The 17,037-nt window shown below is 73.7% G+C and carries 12 protein-coding genes; 5 read left to right on the forward strand and 7 right to left on the reverse strand.

The window, feature by feature from the left end:
* The first annotated feature begins 22 nt into the window (after positions 1-22).
* Both ACIQMU_RS02020 and ACIQMU_RS02025 read left to right on the forward strand, forming a co-directional pair.
* Positions 23-2,809 (forward strand): PQQ-binding-like beta-propeller repeat protein, encoded by a 2,787-nt coding sequence (locus tag ACIQMU_RS02020; RefSeq protein ID WP_402688056.1) that lies wholly within the window; start codon positions 23-25, stop codon positions 2,807-2,809.
* Positions 2,810-2,970: 161 nt separating this feature from the next.
* Positions 2,971-4,254: an NlpC/P60 family protein gene (locus ACIQMU_RS02025; protein ID WP_402688057.1), complete on the forward strand. Its 1,284-nt coding sequence runs from the start codon at positions 2,971-2,973 to the stop codon at positions 4,252-4,254.
* A gap of 72 nt (positions 4,255-4,326) precedes the next feature.
* Here the strand turns inward: ACIQMU_RS02025 and ACIQMU_RS02030 are convergent, their stop codons facing one another.
* The 5 genes from ACIQMU_RS02030 to ACIQMU_RS02050 are packed head-to-tail and all read right to left on the reverse strand — an operon-like array spanning position 4,327 to position 10,460.
* Entirely contained in the window at positions 4,327-5,562 is a 1,236-nt protein-coding gene (locus ACIQMU_RS02030; RefSeq protein ID WP_352238184.1) for a styrene monooxygenase/indole monooxygenase family protein, read from the reverse strand.
* A gap of 57 nt (positions 5,563-5,619) precedes the next feature.
* The gene (locus ACIQMU_RS02035; protein WP_352238183.1) at positions 5,620-6,270 is read right to left on the reverse strand and encodes an ATP/GTP-binding protein; all 651 of its coding nucleotides are present in this window, start codon (positions 6,268-6,270) and stop codon (positions 5,620-5,622) included.
* Positions 6,251-6,667 carry a DUF742 domain-containing protein gene (locus ACIQMU_RS02040; protein WP_352238182.1) on the reverse strand — a complete coding sequence of 139 codons (417 nt, stop codon included), beginning with the start codon at positions 6,665-6,667 and terminating at the stop codon, positions 6,251-6,253. The genes ACIQMU_RS02035 and ACIQMU_RS02040 overlap by 20 nt, the downstream gene beginning before the upstream one ends.
* Positions 6,664-7,155, reverse strand: coding sequence for a roadblock/LC7 domain-containing protein (locus ACIQMU_RS02045; protein WP_352238181.1), 492 nt, complete (start codon positions 7,153-7,155; stop codon positions 6,664-6,666). Before ACIQMU_RS02045 ends, ACIQMU_RS02040 begins: the two co-directional genes overlap by 4 nt.
* Positions 7,152-10,460 carry a nitrate- and nitrite sensing domain-containing protein gene (locus ACIQMU_RS02050; RefSeq protein WP_402688237.1) on the reverse strand — a complete coding sequence of 1,103 codons (3,309 nt, stop codon included), beginning with the start codon at positions 10,458-10,460 and terminating at the stop codon, positions 7,152-7,154. Before ACIQMU_RS02050 ends, ACIQMU_RS02045 begins: the two co-directional genes overlap by 4 nt.
* Before the next feature lie 376 nt (positions 10,461-10,836).
* Here ACIQMU_RS02050 and ACIQMU_RS02055 point away from each other — a divergent pair, with 376 nt between their 5' ends.
* Positions 10,837-11,631 (forward strand): hypothetical protein, encoded by a 795-nt coding sequence (locus ACIQMU_RS02055; RefSeq protein ID WP_402688058.1) that lies wholly within the window; start codon positions 10,837-10,839, stop codon positions 11,629-11,631.
* Positions 11,632-11,732: 101 nt separating this feature from the next.
* Here ACIQMU_RS02055 and ACIQMU_RS02060 read toward each other — a convergent pair whose 3' ends face one another.
* Entirely contained in the window at positions 11,733-12,215 is a 483-nt protein-coding gene (locus ACIQMU_RS02060; RefSeq protein WP_352238179.1) for a MarR family transcriptional regulator, read from the reverse strand.
* Positions 12,216-12,624: 409 nt separating this feature from the next.
* Here ACIQMU_RS02060 and ACIQMU_RS02065 point away from each other — a divergent pair, with 409 nt between their 5' ends.
* Complete coding sequence (locus ACIQMU_RS02065; RefSeq protein ID WP_402688238.1) at positions 12,625-13,377, forward strand: polysaccharide deacetylase family protein; 753 nt, start codon at positions 12,625-12,627, stop codon at positions 13,375-13,377.
* Positions 13,378-13,453: 76 nt separating this feature from the next.
* Here the strand turns inward: ACIQMU_RS02065 and lon are convergent, their stop codons facing one another.
* Positions 13,454-15,874: an endopeptidase La gene (gene lon, locus ACIQMU_RS02070; RefSeq protein ID WP_402688059.1), complete on the reverse strand. Its 2,421-nt coding sequence runs from the start codon at positions 15,872-15,874 to the stop codon at positions 13,454-13,456.
* 348 nt (positions 15,875-16,222) lie between these two features.
* On the opposite strand from lon, the gene ACIQMU_RS02075 reads away from it, so the two are divergent.
* Complete coding sequence (locus ACIQMU_RS02075) at positions 16,223-16,906, forward strand: spermidine synthase (protein ID WP_352238554.1); 684 nt, start codon at positions 16,223-16,225, stop codon at positions 16,904-16,906.
* Positions 16,907-17,037: the final 131 nt, after the last annotated feature.

The raw sequence follows: 17,037 nt of genomic DNA on the forward strand, positions 1-17,037 counted from the left end.
ACGGTCACAAGGGGGGTGCGCCATGGAGGCGCTGCGTCAGGACGATCCACGCCGCTTCGGCCGCTTCACCGCGCTGGCCCGCTTCGACGAAGGCGCGAGCGCCGTGCGGTACGTGGCCCGGGACACCGCCTCCGGCGAGGTGGCCCTCATCACCGCCGCGCGCCCCGAACTCGCCGCCGTACCGGTCTTCCGCCGCCGCTTCCTGGCCGAGGCGCGCACCGCGGAGCGTCTCGCCGGCGGCTGGGTGAGCCCGCCCCTGGACAGCGACGGAAAGCCGGAGACCCCGGCGGACGGGCCGGACCCCCTGTGGACCGCGGCGGGTTACGTCCCCGCGCTGCCGCTGGCCGAGGCGATCGGGATCACCGGTCCGCTGCCCGAGCGGGCGCTGCGGATCCTGGGCGCGGGCATCGCCGAGATCCTCTCCCGAGTGCACGCCGCCGGTTCCGTGCTCCAGGGGCTGGCCCCCGGTACGGTGCTGCTCGCCGTCGACGGGCCCCGCCTCGCCGCCTTCGGGCCGCTCGGCGCCGCCGCCTCGGCGGAGGCCGGGCCGGGCGGCCAGCTCTCGGTACGGCTCGGCTATCTGACGCCCGAGCAGATCGAGGGCAAGGAGGTCTCCGCCGCCTCCGACCTGTTCGTGCTGGGGCTGCTGCTGGCGTACGCGGCGACCGGGACGACCCCGTTCACGGACGGCCCGGCGGAAGAGGCCGCCCGCCGGATCGGCGGGGACGAGCCCGAACTCGACGGCGTACCGGAAGCGTTGCGCGAGCTGATCGCGAGCTGTCTGGCGAAGGACCCGGACCGGCGGCCGGCCGCGGGCACGGTCGCCGCCGAACTGGCCCTGGAGGGCGCGGCGGGCCTCGCCCGGGGCGGCTGGCTCCCCGAACGGCTCGCGGAGGCGGTCGCGGAGCAGGAGGCGCGGGTCCTGGCCCTGGAGGCGCCGGAGGAGACCGCGGAGACCGGGCGGACGGCGGTGACCCCGGAGGCCGGGGACGGCCCGCAGGCGCCCGGGGCGCTGGAGAAGTCCCTGGAACCCGTCCCGGCCAAGGCCCCGGAACCGGAGGACGCCCGGCCGGTGGAAGCCTCCGCACCCCCCGAGGACGCCCCCGCGCCGCCGGCGGGAACGTCCGAGACCCGGCCGCCCGCCGCGTCGGCGGGCGCGGGCGACGGAGACACCGGCGAGGACCGGGGCGCCACGCGGTTCCCCGGCACCGCGTCGCGCCCGCCGCGGACCGACCGCGCGACGACCCAGCTGGCCGTCCCCCGTGAGCTCACCGCGTCGCCGGGCGCCGCCCCCGCCCCGGCGGCCGGACCGATGCCGACCGCGCCGCCCGTCGACCCGCGGCAGCCGGCCTCCGCGCACGGCGGGCCCGCCCCGTACCCCGCCGCGACGCTCCCGGCCGGGGCCGCCGGCGCCACCGGCTTCGGCGGGCCCGGCGGCGGCCCGATGGTGTCGTTGCCGCTGCCGCCGGCGCCGGCCCCGGCGCCCGGCCCCGCCACAAGCCGCCGGACCCTGCTGACCATCGCGGCGGCGGCCGTCGGCGGGCTGGTCGTGGGCGGCGGCACCGTCGCCGCGCTCGGGTCCGGGGACACCGCGGCGGCGACGGACGGCAAACCCGCGCCGAAGCCCCGCCGTACGCTCCCCGGCCAGGCCCCCGAGCCGCGCTGGATCTATGCGCACCCGGCCTCCGAGTCCTCCCCGCTCACCACCGCCGTATGGCGGGACGAGCTCCTCGTGGTGACCAGCGAGAGCCAGGCCAGCGCCGTGGACCTGCGCACCGGCAAGCGGCTGTGGCAGCGCGCGGACGCCGCGAAGGGGCAGGCCGCGCTGGCGGCGGGCGCCGACCTGGTCTTCGTGGCGAGCCCGACCGCGTTCCTGTGGCTGTCGCCGAAGAACGGCAAGGTCCTCCACCGCGTGCGCTACACGGACGCCTTCGCCGACCTGCCGGGCCTCACCGTCGGACGGCTGGCCGGGAACTCCGGGCCGGTCATCTGGTTCACCGGATCGCACACGGTCACCGTAAAGGCCCCGAAGCCGAAGAAGGGCAAGAAGAAGGCCAAGGACAAGGAGGTCGTCCAGGCTTACTTCTTCGCGTACGACATCGTGCGGCGCGAGGAGCTGTGGCGAGCCCCGGTACCCGCGGGCCGCGCCCCCGGCACCCCCGCCTACCGGGTGGTCGTGGAGCGCTCGGCCGACGTCCTCGTACGGCAGGACTCGACCACCCTGACGGCCGCCGAGGTGAAGGCGGCCAAGGGCAAGGGCTCCCTCCGCTCGTTCGACCAGAAGACCGGCAAGCTGCTGTGGACCAAGCAGTACGGCGCGGCCTCCCCGGCCGCGGCCACGGTGGGCGACGAGGACGGGACGCTGTACACCGCGGTCGGCACGGACCTGGAAGCCTTCGAGACGGACACGACGAAACCGCTGTGGCGCGTCGAGGGGAGCGACGGCTCGGTGTTCGGGACGCCGCTGATCGCCGGGCCCCTGATCCACACCACCGAGCGCAGCCGGCTGGTCGGCGCGGTGGAACGGGAGAGCGGCCGGCTCGTGTGGCGGCGCTCCACGGAGGTGCCGGGCATCGGGAACGCGCCCTCACTCGCGCTGAGCGCCAGCGAGAAGACCCTGATCGCCTCCGACGCCGTGCAGGTGACGGCGTTCTCGGCGGCCGACGGCGAGCGGCTGTGGAAGTTCCAGGACATCGGCTCGGCCGACCCGAAGGGGGCGACGGTGAGCGCTTCGTACCGGGCGCTCACCGTCGGGGAGACCGTCATCGTCCAGCGGGACAGATCCTTCTACGCCTTCCCGGTGGCCTGAGGCCCCGGGGCGCCGCCCCCTGCCACCGCCGTCCGGGGGATCCCCCGGTGGCGCGCCGCGCGGTGCTTGCATCACCTGACACCGAGTGACCGGATGATCGGATTCGCCGATTTATGGACGGGCCCGCTTCCGGGCCGCGTCTCCGTCACGGAGGTGATGTCGTGTCAGGCAGAGTCCTGCGCGCGGTCTGCACGGCCGCGCTGGCCGCGGCCCTTACGGTCTCCCCCGCCGCCGCCGCACCGGCCGAGCCGGACCCCGTACCGTCCGAGGACTCCGGCCCACGCGCCGAGGAGTCGGGCGGGACGGCCGGCACGGACCCGGAGGACGCCGACGAGGACCCCGCCGAGGCGGCCGAGCCGGACGCGGCGGAGGTCGACGCCGGGACCGCGCTCGGTGCCCCCGAGGCGCCCCGGAGCGTCGTCGCCCTGCTGCGGGAGCTCCGGACCCGCTACCAGGCGGCGGAGGAGGCGAGCGAGACCTACAACGCCACCGCGGAGAAGCTGAAGCGGCAAACCGCGCAGGTGAAGAAGGTGAACGCGGACCTGGCGAAGGCGCGGGCCGCGCTGGAGGCCGGACGTGGGGACGCCGGGCGGCTGGCCCGGCAGCAGTACCAGGGGCATACCGAGTTCTCCGCGTACCTGCGGCTGCTGCTGGCCCGCGATCCCCAGCGGGCCCTGGAGCAGAGCCATGTCGTGGGGCGGTTGGCCGCCGGCCGCGCGGTGACGGTGGACCGGCTGACCGACGCCGCCCGGCGGGCCGACGCCCTGGCCGCCGCCTCCCGCGAAGCGCTGGACCAGCAGAAGAAGCTGGCCGCCCGGCAGAAGAAGCAGCGCGACGCCGTGCGCGTCAGGCTGAAGGAGGTCGAGGGGCTGCTGGCCACGCTCTCCGAGGACCAGCTGGCCCAGCTCGCCGGTCTCGAACAGCGGGACGTGGAGGAGGCCCAGCGCGAACTGGTGGCCTCCGGGGCTCTCAGCTCCACCCGGCCGCCCACCCGGCAGGGCGGCGACGCCGTCGCGTACGCGGTCCGGCAGATCGGCAAGCCCTACGTGTGGGGGGCCGAGGGCCCCGACTCCTTCGACTGCTCCGGGCTCACGTCCCGGGCCTGGGCGGCTGCGGGGCGGGCGATCCCGCGCACCTCGCAGGAACAGTGGCGGCGGCTGCGCAGGGTGCCGGTCTCCGCGCTGCGCCCCGGTGACCTGGTGATCTACTTCCCGAAGGCCACCCATGTCGCGCTGTACATCGGCAACGGCCTGGTGGTGCAGGCCCCGCGCCCCGGCACGAAGGTCAAGGTCTCGCCGCTGGCGTCGAACCCCCTGCTGGGGGCCGTCCGGCCGGACCCCGACGGGTCCCCGCTCTCCACGTACACGCTCCCGGACCTGCCCGAGGGGGCGCGCGACGGCGCGGACACCGGGTACGGGACGGACGCGGCACCGGACGCCCCGTAGGCCGGGCCGGCGCCGACGGACCCCGGCGGCCGGACCGGCGGTGCGGGTCCGGCCGCCGAAGCGGTGGGCGGCTCAGGCGCCGGTGAGCGAGGCCAGGTAGGCGTTGGTCTTCTCGGGCTCGTAGAAGAAGTTCTCGAAGTCCGCCGGGTCGTTGAACCCGTTGGCGAAGCGGTCGGCCGCGGGCTGGAGCCGACCGGCCGCGCCGATCAGGTTCAGCACGTGCTCCGGCGGGACGCCGAGCATCGCGTTGGTCCACTTCGTGACGTGCTGCGCGGTCTGCCAGTAACGGTCGAACGTGGACTGCATCCACGCGGCGTCGAACTCCTTCCCACCGTGCTCGACGATCGAGTCCAGGTAGGCGTTCGCGCACTTGGAGGCCGAGTTGGAGCCCTGCCCGGTGACCGGGTCGTTGGCCACGACGACGTCCGCGACGCCGAGGACCAGGCCGCCGCCGGGCAGCCGCCCGATCGGCTTGCGGACCGTGGGGGCGTAGCGGCCGGCGAGGGTGCCGTTGGCGTCGGTCAGCTCGACCCTGGTGGCGCGGGCGTACTCCCAGGGCGTGAACCGCTCCATGAGCTCCAGCGTCTTCGCGAGGTGCTCGGAGGGGTCCTTGATGCCCTGGAAGGCGTCCAGCGGCCCGCCCGGGATGCCCTCCCAGAAGAGGATGTCGGCGCGGCCGGAGGTGGTGAGCGTCGGCATCACGAACAACTCGCCGACGCCCGGCACCAGGTTGCACCGGACCGCGTCGAACTCCGGGTGCTCCGGGCGCGGGCCCATGCCGTGGACGTAGGCGACGGCCAGCGCGCGCTGCGGGGCGTCGAAGGGCGAGCGGGCCGCGTCCCGGCCGAACATGGAGACCAGCTCGCCCTTGCCGGCCGAGACCAGCACCAGGTCGTAGGTGCGGGAGAAGTAGTCCAGGTCGGAGACGGCCGCCCCGTGGATGACGAGCTGCCCGCCGCGCTGGGCGAAGGTCTCCATCCAGCCGGCCATCTTCACGCGCTGGTCGACGGACTGGGCGTACCCGTCGAGCTTGCCGACCCAGTCGATGGCGCGCGAGGAGTCGGGGGCGGCGACGGAGACGCCGAGGCCCTCGATCTTCGGGGCCTGGGACTCCCAGAAGTTCAGCTGGTAGTCCCGCTCGTGCTGGAGCGCGGTGTCGAACATGCACTGCGTCGACATGACCCGGCCGGTGCGGATCTCGTCGGCGGTGCGGTTGGACATCAGGGTGACTTCGTAGCCTCTGGACTGCAGTCCCAGGGCCAGTTGGAGCCCGGACTGGCCGGCTCCGACTATGAGTATCTTCCGCATCGCGGCTCTCCGTTGTGTGTGTTCCGGCGCTCTGGCGCTCTGTCCAGCGCTGCCGGGCTATGCGGGGGTGGCGTCGAGGGCGTGGCCCACCAGGGCCAGGAGCGACTCGACGACCGTGATCCTGTTACGCGCGTCCATGATCACTATCGGCACCCGCGGGGGTACGGTCAGGGCCTCCCTGACATCCTCCGCCGCATAGCCGGGCGTGCCCTCGAAGTGGTTGACGGCCACGATGTACGGCAGCCCGCAGCTCTCGAAGTAGTCGAGCGCGGGGAAGCAGTCCTCCAGCCGCCGGGTGTCGGCGAGGACGACCGCGCCGATCGCCCCGCGTACCAGGTCGTCCCACATGAACCAGAAGCGCTGCTGGCCCGGCGTGCCGAAGACGTACAGGACGAGGTCGTCCTCCAGCGTGAGCCGGCCGAAGTCCATGGCCACGGTGGTGGTGGTCTTCTCGGGCGTCGCGGAGAGGTCGTCGGTCTCCTCGCTGGCCTGGGTCATCAGCGCTTCGGTCTGCAGCGGTGTGATCTCGGAGACCGCGCCGACGAACGTCGTCTTGCCCACGCCGAATCCGCCCGCCACCACGATCTTGGTGGCGGTGGGCGCGCGCGTGTGGTCGAGCTGCCACGCCTGGACGGGGTCCTCGGCCTGCGCTCGGGGCCCCGGCTGACGCGGGGCGAAGAGCGGCGCCTCAGAGACGGCGGAGTCCATTGAGCACCCTTTCGAGCAGTGCGCGGTCGGGCTGGCCGGCGCCGTGGCCGGTCCCGTACACGCGGATCTTTCCCTGGTCGGCCAAGTCGCTGAGCAGTACCCGGACGACTCCGAGCGGCATCTTCAGCAGGGCCGAGATCTCCGCGACCGTACGCATCCGGCGGCAGAGTTCGACGATGGCCCGGAGCTCCGGCATGACCCGCGACGCCAGGTTGCCTCCCGTGAGTTCGCGGCGCTCGTCGGGGGCTTCGAGGGCCGCGACGAACGTCTCGACCAGCAGGACGTGCCCGAACCGGGTGCGACCGCCGGTGAGGGAGTACGGGCGGACCCGGGCGGGGCGCTTGTCGGCCCCGCGGACGGGGAGCCGGGGGGCGGGTTCTGCGGCGGCGGTGGTCACTGGGCGCTCTCCATCGATGTGCGCAGCTCGCTGCGGAGTTCGGGGGTGAGTACGTGTCCGGCCCGGCCGACGAAGAGGGCCATGTGATACGCGACGACGCTCATGTCGCAGTCCGGGGTGGCGTGGACGCCGAGGAGGGAGCCGTCGCTGATCGACATGACGAAGACGCTGCCCTCGTCCATGGCGACCATCGTCTGCTTGACGCCGCCGCCGTCCATCAGCTTCGCGGCTCCGACGGTCAGCGAGCCGATGCCGGAGACGATCGTGGCCAGGTCGGCGCTGGATCCCCGGGGCCCGTCCGTCGCCCCGGGGGCCGGTCCGGCCGCCTTCGCGGTCAGATGGCCGGGGTCGGAGGAGAGCAGCATCAGGCCGTCGGACGAGACGACGGTGACCGAGTGGACCCCTGGCACCTCCTCCACGAGATTGCCGAGCAACCAGTGAAGGTTCCGGGCTTCGGTACTCAGCCCGAATGTGCTGGGCGCAGTCAACTGCGTGCCTCCTCGACTGTGTCCCCCGTCTCTTCGTTCCGGCCGTCCGCCCGGCCGCCGGTCTCTGCGGCGCGTGCGGTCCTTGCGTTGTGTGCGTCCTGTGCGGTGCCCGTGGCCGCGGGTGCGGTGGTGCTCTCGTGCCCGGTGCGGTCGGCGGGTACGCCTCCGGGGGTGGCGACGGCGATGCCGCCGGTCTCGGCGATCTCGGCCTCGACGTCGCGCCGTCCCTCGTTCGCCGCCTGCTGGAAGCTGCCGAGCCGGCGGCGCAGGGCCTCCCGGTCCAGGCTGCCGGTGCGGCCGGGGGCGGGGGTCGAGTCGGGCCGGACCACCTTGGGGGTGCGCTTCGGCAGCCCCTTGTCGGTGATCCGCCCGGACACGGGGCGGCGGGGGCCGGGGACGGTGTCCGCGGGAGCGGGCGCGGCGGCCTCGGCGTGGGGTGCGGGGCGGAACCCGGGCCCGTCCGGGTCCTGGGCCCCGGGGCCGCTCTCGGCCGGGCGCTCGTGGCGGTCGGGGCCGATGGCGTAGGGGTCGGCGGCGGCCGGGGCGGCGTGGGCGTCTCCCGCCGCCGGAACGCCGGAGACGGCGGGGGCCGGCGGGTCGAAGGGGCCGGCCGGCTCCGGCGGGGGCTTCGGCAGCCGGACCTGCAGGGTGATCTCGGGGTCCGCTTCGGTGTCGGTCCCGGGCTCCGCCCCGGCTTCCGCCCCGGTCCCGGATGCGGCTTCCGCGGCCGGCTGCGGCGTCTCCGGCTCCGGAGGCTCTACGGCGGCGGCTTCCGGGTCCTCGTCGGCCGTGCCGTCCTCGGCCGCCGCGTTCTCGCGGATCGCGCGCTCGGCGGCGGCGATCATGGGGTCGACAGGGGGCAGGGGGCCGGGACCGGCCTCGGGCGCGGTCTCCTCGTCGTGACCCGGCGCCGACTCGACTGCCGACTCGGCGGCCGACCCGGCGGCCGTCTCTACTGCCGGTTCGGTGACTTCCTCGACTGCCGGTTCGGTGACCGCTTCGGCCGCTGTCGTGACCCCCTCTTCCGGGGCCGTCGTCGGCTCGGCGTCGGCGGGCGTCCCGGGCTCGGGCGCTGCGGAGGGGAGCGGCGAGCGGCTCGGCAGCGCGTTGGAGTTGGCCTCGGCCACCGACCCCGGCAGGTTGAGCGCGGGGCCTTCGCCGGGCAGCTGCACGGCGGGCGGCGAAGAGGCGGGCAGGGACTTGGGCAGCAGGGCTGCCGGGAGGACGACGACGGCCGTCACGCCACTCCCCTTCTGCTCGCGCAGCTGGACCCGTACTCCGTGCCGGGCGGCCAGCAACGACGTGACCTGGAGGCCCAGTCCGGCCCCGGTCATGTCGATGTGCCGCTCCCCCGGCTCGAACGAGGCCGGGTCGGCCAGCCTGGCATTGAGTTCGCCCATCCGGACCGTCGACATGCCGATGCCCGCGTCCGACACGGAGAGCATCACCTCGCCGCTCTCCAGGAGCCAGCCGGACAGCTCGACATGGGAGTCGGGCGGCGAGAAGGAGGTGGCGTTCTCCAGGAGTTCGGCGAGGAGGTGGCTGAGGTCGTCGGCGGCGAACCCGGCGATCTGGGCGTGCGGCGGCAGCGACTGGATGGTCACCCGCTCGTACCGCTCGATCTCGCTGACGGCGGCGCGCGCCACATCGACCAGCGGGATCGGCCCGGCGTGGCCGTGGCCGTGCTCGGCACCGGCGAGGACGAGCATGTTCTCACTGTGGCGGCGCATGACCGTGGCCATGTGGTCCAGCTTGAACAGGGTGGCCAGACGCTCCGCGTCCTGTTCCCGCTCCTCCAGGCCCTCGATGACGCCGAGCTGCCGCTCGACGAGTCCGAGGGTGCGCAGCGAGAGGTTGACGAAGGTGTGGTTGACCGTGTTCCTCAGCTGCTCCAACTGGGTGGCCAGCTCGGTGGCGCGCGTCTGGAGTTCGGCCCGCTGGGTGACGAGGGCCTCCCGGCCCGCGATCAGCTTGGAGCGTTCGCCGGTGAGGTTCTCGACGCGACCGCTGAGGTCCTGGTGCAGGGTGGCGAACCTGCCGTGCAGGGTGTTCATCGACCGTACGACCTGGGCGAACTCGTCGTTGCGGCCGGTGTAGCGGACCGGTTCGGCGCTCTCGGGCTCCTCGGCGAGGCGCGCGGCGCCGATGCGCAGGACGGCGAGCGGCTGGGTGAGGGTGCGGGCGACGGCGGTGGAGACGCCGACGGCGAGCAGGAAACAGCCGCCGAGCAGGGCGATGCTCAGTTCGAGGGCGGTGACGTCGTCGTCGCGGAGGTTCTCCAGGTGCTGGACCTGGCCGGTGGTCAGAGCGGACTCGACGCTGCGCATCCGGTCGACGCGGGCGGAGAGCGCGGCCTCCAGCTTCTTCGGGCTGACCTCGCGCTCCGCCTCCGACAGCTCGGGGCGGTCGGTGAGGCGGGCGAGGTACTTCTCCGCGTCGTTGACCTCGGGCCCGGTGACCGTGCCGGAGAGCTTGTCGCGGGCCTCCGGGTCCGCCGCCTGGTCGAAGTCGGCGAGCGCGGCCAGTTCCCGGACGCGGGCCTGCTGGGCGGCGGCGCTCAGCTCGTCGCGTTCGCGGTCGGCCCGGGTGTCCCCCTCGTCCCGGGTCTGCACGGGCAGCCCGGTGAAGGGGTCCGTCCCGGCCGTCGGCTCGGGGCTCGGCACGGCGAGTGCGGCGAGGAGGAGGCCGCGGGTGGCGGCGGCCTGTTCGGACGCGCCGCCGAGGGTGAGCGGGGCCCGGGTGGCGTCGGCGGCGCGCGGCGGGGTCTTCTCCGCCAGCTCGGCGGCGATGCCGTGCAGTTTGGCGATGATATCGGAGTACGCCTGGTGCGCCTCCAGGGCCGAGCCCTTGCCGGTGAGCGCGTCCCGGCGGAGCGAGACGACCGTCGAGAGGTCGCGGCGCAGGGCCGCGGAGGCCGCCTCGTGGATCTCGTCGATCTGCTGGTCGACGCGGGCGGTGCGGGCGGCGCGGTTCCGCGCGCCGTCGCTGTCTTCGTCTTCCTTGTCCCGGCCGTCGGCGATGAACGCGGTGATCGTGTCACGCTCGTCGGCGAGGGAGTGCCCGAGGACGACCGCCTGCTGGTTCAGCTCGGCGAGGGTGACCAGCCGCTGGGACTCGGTCAGGTCGGCGGAGGCGCCGAGCACGGCGGGGGCTCCCGCCGCTATGACGATGACACCGACGACCGCGACACCGGCGACCAGTCGGCTGCGCACCCGAACGGTCCGCTTGTCCGTGCCGGGTGCCGGAGGCGTCGCCCCGGAACCGTCGCGCGTCGTGCCCTTGCTCCGCGGCCGCTTCTTCTGCACCGGTGCTCGCAATCTTGATTCGTCCACCCTTGAAGCAGAGGTGACGCACGGTCACATGGAAGGGCACCCCGCTCCTGGTACGGCTTCTGACCATTCCAGCGCTTCTGAGAGAGGGGGGCGCGCATCAACCGCTCCGCCACTCGAAGGAGTGAACATCACTCTGGAGTTGGCGAACAAGTCTCCCCCGGTTCGCCCCTGACCATGCGTGGGCCATGGGGTGGAACTTCCGCTCCGCCTTTGGCAGGATGCCCGCCCGCAGGCGGGCCGGAGCCGCTCCTTCCGCCCCGGGGGCCCGCGTTGGCCTGCGTTGACCTGCTGGTACAGGCCATATCCGGCCGCGTGCGGGGACGGTGAAGGGCTCGTGCAGACTGGCGGGATGCGCATCGATCTCGCCACCGCGGCCGGCAGTCCCGAACGTCCCAACGAGGACTGGGTCTCCGGGGCCCTTCCCGCGTCCGGCCGGGGCGGCGTGCTGGTCCTGCTCGACGGCGTCACCCCGCCGCGCGGGGACCACGGTTGTGTGCACCCGGTCCCGTGGTTCACCGCGCGCCTGGGCGGCGCACTGGTGGAACTGTCCGGTTACCGCCCCGACCTGTCCCTGACCGAGGTCCTGGCCTCGGCCATCTCGCGTACAGCCGACGCGCACCGGTCCACCTGTGACCTTTCTCACGCCCGTACGCCTCAGGCGACCGTGGTCCTGGCGCGTTGGGACGGACGCGTTGTCGAGCACCTGGTGCTCTCCGACTCGGTCCTGCTGCTGGAGTCCCTCGACGGCACGGTCCGGGCGGTCCTGGACGACCGGCTGGACCGGCTGCCGCCGGGCTCGCTCGCCTCGGACGAGATCGCCGACGCCACGGTGCGCAACAAGGAGGGCGGCTTCTTCACGGCCGCCGCCGATCCGTCGGTGGCCGCGCGTGCGGTCACGGGCACCACCCCCGTGGCCGGCGTCCAATCCCTCGCCGCGCTCACGGACGGGGCGGCCCGCTGGACGGAGGTGTTCGGCGAGGGCGACTGGGCGGACGCTCTGGGGCTGCTGCGGAAGGCCGGGCCCCAGGGGCTGATCGACCGGGTGCGGGAACTGGAGCTCGCCGACGTGCGCGCCGGGCGCGTACGGCTGGGACGCCGCAAGACGCACGACGACGCCACCGCCCTCCTGGTGGAGCCGGGGTGAGCGCGGCGCCGCGGAGGAACCCCCGCCGGCCGTGACGGTGCGCCGGGCCGGCTTTCGGCGCGGGCGTTCGACTGTCAGCCTTCGGCCCGGGTGTTCAGCTGTCAGCCTTCGGCCCGAGCGTTCAGCTGGTGCAGCAGCCGGGCCAGTTCGGCGACTTCGCCCCGGTCCCAGTCGGCCAGCTTGCGCACGTAGCGGCCGCGGCGGGCGTCCCGGACGCTGCGGAACCGGGCCAGGCCGTCGTCGGTGAGATGGACCAGCCAGGCGCGCCCGTCGGCCGGGTCGGGTTCGCGGGCCACCAGCCCGAGGTTCTCCAGGGAGTGCAGCTGACGGCTCATGGTGGCCTTGCCGACGCCGAAGTAGGCGGCCAGCTCGGTGGCCCGCTGCCGGCCCGCCGCCTCCAGGCGGACGAGCAGACCGTAGGCGGCGGGCTCAAGTTCGGGGTGGACCTCCCGGGCCATCTCGCCCGAGCTGGCGCGTGCCCGGCGCAGGAACACGGCCAGTTCGCGTTCCAGCGCCAGAAATTCGTGGTCCACACCGCTTCCGTCCGTCGTGCCCGGCTCCGGCCCGCTGTCGTTCCCGCGCACGTCAGTACCCCTCGTACGGTTTCCTGCCGATGAAAGCTTCCTCCGCGACCGGTCGACGCCGCAGGTAGGGCCAGTATTTCGCAGGAGGGGGCCGACGGCGGCAGCCCGGCGCCCCACCGCGCCGCCGGCGCCCGTGCCGCGACGCGCGGCGGGCTCGGCCGGGAGGGCGCGGTGTGGGGGCGCGGCCCGCCGCCGGGTTCGCCCGGGTACCGGCGCGACGGCCGCCAGCTCACCTCGCAGGCGCCGCCCGTCCGGCCGGCCTGGACGGTGATATCGCAGCTCACCGGGCCTTTCGCGACCGCCGACCCCGCTATGCACCGCATGTATACGCGCTATGTATAGTCCTCGGCGTACCGCACACCTGTGCGGGATTTCCCGTACAGAGGAGTGATGTGCCGTGCCCAGAAAGATGCCGTTGTCCGGGATGGGGTTGACCGCGGCGCTGGTGACAGCGCTCACACTGACGCTGAGCGGCTGCTCGATGGACACGACGGCGCCGGGCTCGGCACGCGGCGAGGCGGCCTCCGACGCCAAGGGGACCTTCGGGCCGGTGGACTGCCGCAAGGCCAAGTGCATCGCCCTCACCTTCGACGCGGGTCCGGGCAAGGACACGCCGAGGCTGCTGGACATCCTCAAGGAGAAGAAGGTGCACGCCACCTTCTTCCTGCTGGGCAAGCACCACGTCGTCAAGCACCCGGACACGGTGCGGCGCATCGAGGCCGAGGGCCACGAGGTCGCCAACCACACCTGGACGCACAAGGTCCTGACCGATCAGGAGCCGGACGAGATACGCGCCGAGCTGGAGAAGACGCAGGTGGCCATCGAGAAGATCACCGGCAAGAAGCCCCGGCTGATGCGCCCGCCGCAGGGCCGCACCGACGACACGGTCTCGGAGATCAGCAAGGACCTGGGGCTCTCCCAGGTGCTGTGGAGCGCCACCGCCAAAGACTACTCCACGAACGACTCCGCGCTGATCGAGAAGCGGATCCTGGACCAGGCGAGCAAGGACGGCGTCATCCTGCTGCACGACATCTACAAGGGCACCGTCCCCGCCGTGCCCGGGATCATCGACGCGCTCCAGAAGGACGGCTACACCTTCGTGACCGTCCCCGAGCTGATGGCGCCGGCCGAGCCGGAGCCGGGCACGATCTACCGCCCCTGACCGGCCGGCCCGGCACCCGCGGAACGGCCCGCACCCGGAAGGCTCTCCGGGCGACGGGCCGTTCGTCACGTGGCGGTCAGGCCGCGGCCGGGGCCCTCTCCGGCGTCCTGGCCGAGGCCGGGGCCAGGGCGATCTCCAGCACCTGGCGGACGTCCGTGACCGGGTGGACGTCCAGCTTCTCCAGCACCTCGGCCGGGACGTCGTCCAGGTCGGCCTCGTTGCGCTGGGGGATCACCACGGTGGTGATGCCCGCGCGGTGGGCGGCCAGCAGCTTCTGCTTGAGGCCGCCGATCGGCAGCACCCGCCCGGTCAGCGAGACCTCACCGGTCATCGCCACATCCGTACGGACCAGCCGGCCGGAGAGCAGCGAGGCCAGGGCGGTCGTCAGGGTGATGCCGGCGCTCGGGCCGTCCTTGGGGACCGCGCCCGCCGGGAAGTGGATGTGCACCCCCCGGTCCTTGAGGTCCGCGACCGGCAGCTCCAGTTCCGCGCCGTGGGACCGCAGGAAGCTCAGCGCGATCTGCGCCGACTCCTTCATGACGTCCCCGAGCTGACCGGTCAGGGTCAGCCCGGACGCCCCGGTCTCCGGGTCGGCGAGCGACGCCTCGACGAAGAGGACGTCACCGCCCGCCCCGGTCACCGCGAGCCCGGTGGCGACGCCCGGCACCGCGGTACGGCGCTCGGCCGGGTCCTGGGCGGACTCGGGCACGTGGTGCGGACGGCCGATCAGGCCGCGCAGGTCCGCGTCGGTCACCGTGAACGGCAGCTCGCGGTCGCCCAGCTCGTGCTGGGCCGCGACCTTGCGGAGCAGCCGGGCGACGGCCCGTTCCAGATTCCGCACGCCCGCCTCGCGGGTGTACTCGCCGGCCAGCTTGCGCAGCGCCGACTCCTCCAGGACGACCTCGTCCTTCTCCAGGCCGGCCCGCTCCAGCTGGCGCGGGAGCAGGTGGTCCCGGGCGATGACGACCTTCTCGTCCTCCGTGTAGCCGTCGAGGCGGACCAGCTCCATACGGTCGAGCAGGGCCTCCGGGATGGCTTCGAGCACGTTGGCCGTGGCCAGGAAGACGACGTCGCTGAGGTCGAGCTCGACCTCCAGGTAGTGGTCGCGGAAGGTGTGGTTCTGGGCCGGGTCGAGGACTTCGAGGAGGGCGGCGGCCGGGTCGCCCCGGAAGTCGGAGCCGACCTTGTCGATCTCGTCGAGCAGGACGACCGGGTTCATCGAACCGGCCTCCTTGATCGCCCGCACGATCCGGCCGGGGAGCGCGCCCACGTACGTACGCCGGTGGCCGCGGATCTCCGCCTCGTCCCGGACGCCGCCGAGCGCGACGCGGACGAACTCGCGGCCCATGGCGTGCGCGACGGACTCGCCGAGGGAGGTCTTGCCGACGCCGGGCGGGCCGACGAGGGCCAGCACCGCGCCGCCGCGGCGGCCCCCCACGACGCCCAGGCCCCGGTCGGCACGGCGCTTGCGCACCGCGAGGTACTCGGTGATGCGTTCCTTCACGTCGGCGAGACCGGCGTGCTCGGCGTCCAGGACCTCCTGGGCGCCGCGGATGTCGTAGGCGTCCTCGGTGCGCTCGGTCCAGGGCAGTTCGAGGACGGTGTCCAGCCAGGTGCGGATCCAGGACCCCTCGGGTGACTGGTCGCTGGACCGCTCCAGCTTCTCGACCTCCTTGAGCGCCGCCTCGCGGACGTGCTCCGGCAGGTCGGCGGCCTCGACGCGGGCCCGGTAGTCGTCGGACTCGTCCCCCGGGTCGCCGTTGAGCTCGGAGAGCTCCTTGCGTACGGCGTCCAGCTGGCGGCGCAGCAGGAATTCGCGCTGCTGCTTGTCGACGCCGTCCTGGACGTCCTTGGCGATGGACTCGGCCACGTCCTGCTCGGCGAGGTGCTCGCTCAGCCACTGGATGGCGAGCTTCAGCCGGGCGATCGGGTCGTCGGTCTCCAGCAGCCGGACCTTCTGGGCGGTGGTGATGAACGGCGAGTATCCGGAGTTGTCGGCGAGCGCGGAGATGTCGTCGATCTGCTGGACCCGGTCCACGACCTGCCAGGCGCCGCGCTTCTTCAGCCAGCTGGTGGCGAGCGCCTTGTACTCCTTGACGAGCTCGGCGGCGGATCCGGGCAGGGGGTCGGGCACGACCGCTTCGAGCACGGTCCCCTCGACCCAGAGCGCCCGGCCGGGGCCGCTGGTACCGGCGCCGATGCGGACCCGGTCGCGGGCCCGGATGAGCGCGCCCGGGTCCCCGTCCGACAGCCGTCCGACCTGCTCGACGGTGCCGCGCACACCGGTGCCGGTGTACGTCCCGTCGATCCGCGGGACCAGGAGCACCTCGGGCTTGCCGCCGTCGGGGCGGGCGGCGGCCTGCGCGGCCTCGACGGCGGCGCGCACCTCGGTGTCGGACAGGTCGAGCGGCACCACCATGCCGGGCAGGACGACCTCGTCGTCGAGCGGCAGCACGGGCAGGTCGATCGGTGTGAACGTCTCGGACTCGTGAGTCATGATCTCCCCTTCGGCAGGCAAGTTGAGCTACATCGACTCAATGCTCCTGAGCCGCCGAATGTTCCCTACCGCTTGTTCGCTCTGAGCGATCAGACACTCGGGACGCCGGCCCGCTTTCCCGCCGGGCCCGGCCCTCCTGTACGGGAGCACCGCGGGACGGGCCGTTGTTCCCCGCCTCCGGAGCCGGAAACGCGCTGGCCTTTCGGTCCGGGGGCGGGACAGGATGGCGCACACCCACAGCTACGCCAGGAGACCGGAGAGCCACCCATGTCCGCGATGTCCGCCCCAGAATCGACGGAATCGACGCGATCCGCGCCTGTACGGTCCGCGCCCGTGTCGCCCGCGCCGCTGCCGACGCGCTCCGACCACGCCCCCGTCGTCCTCGACCGCCGCGAGGGCCCCTTCGGCGAGGTCGTGCTGCGGGAGCGCGGGGAGCACTTCGAGATCATCGCCAACGGCTGCTTCCTCATGGACACCTCCGACGGGCGCTCCGAGCGGCTGCTGATCGACGCCGCACTGGCCGCGCTGCCCGCCGCACGGACCGCCCCTTCCGTGCTGATCGGCGGTCTGGGCGTCGGGTTCTCCCTGGCGCGGGCCGCCGAGGAGGAGCGCTGGGGCCGGATCGTGGTGGTCGAGCGGGAGCAGGCGATCGTGGACTGGCACCTCGCCGGGCCGCTGGAGCGGATCTCCGGTCCGGCGCTCACCGACCCCCGGACCGGGATCGTCCGCACGGACCTGGTCGCCCACCTCCGTACCACCACGGAGCGTTACGACGCCCTGTGCCTGGACATCGACAACGGGCCCGACTGGACCGTGACGGAGAGCAACGAGAACCTCTACTCCCCCGCCGGTCTGGCGCACTGCCACGAGCGGCTGACGCCGGGCGGAGTGCTCGCCGTCTGGTCCGCGCAGCCGTCGCCCGCCTTCGAGCAGGCGCTGCGGAATGCCGGGTTCAGCGGGGTTGTGACCGAAGAGGTGACGGTTGCCCGAGGTGTGCCCGACGTGGTCCATCTCGCACTTCGGGCGTCCTGAACCCCCTCCCGGTACGCGCGGCCCGGGCAGCGGCACGGGCCAACCGGCACAAGGGCGACGATCCGCCCGCCCCGGGGCCGCTCGGGCGACGGTCCGCCCGCCACCGGGGCGGGAAAGCCCACCGCCGGGGG

Origin of the sequence: Streptomyces sp. NPDC091649 (assembly GCF_044756785.1) — a bacterium.
In the GTDB taxonomy this organism is placed as follows: domain Bacteria; phylum Actinomycetota; class Actinomycetes; order Streptomycetales; family Streptomycetaceae; genus Streptomyces.

Bases quoted from the DNA above. Each gene is read 5' to 3' on its own strand.
- lon (WP_402688059.1), bottom strand. From the start codon at position 15,874: ATGACTCACGAGTCCGAGACGTTCACACCGATCGACCTGCCCGTGCTG.
- ACIQMU_RS02055 (WP_402688058.1), top strand. From the start codon at position 10,837: ATGCGCATCGATCTCGCCACCGCGGCCGGCAGTCCCGAACGTCCCAAC.
- ACIQMU_RS02020 (WP_402688056.1), top strand. From the start codon at position 23: ATGGAGGCGCTGCGTCAGGACGATCCACGCCGCTTCGGCCGCTTCACC.
- ACIQMU_RS02035 (WP_352238183.1), bottom strand. From the start codon at position 6,270: ATGGACTCCGCCGTCTCTGAGGCGCCGCTCTTCGCCCCGCGTCAGCCG.
- ACIQMU_RS02030 (WP_352238184.1), bottom strand. From the start codon at position 5,562: ATGCGGAAGATACTCATAGTCGGAGCCGGCCAGTCCGGGCTCCAACTG.
- ACIQMU_RS02065 (WP_402688238.1), top strand. From the start codon at position 12,625: ATGCCGTTGTCCGGGATGGGGTTGACCGCGGCGCTGGTGACAGCGCTC.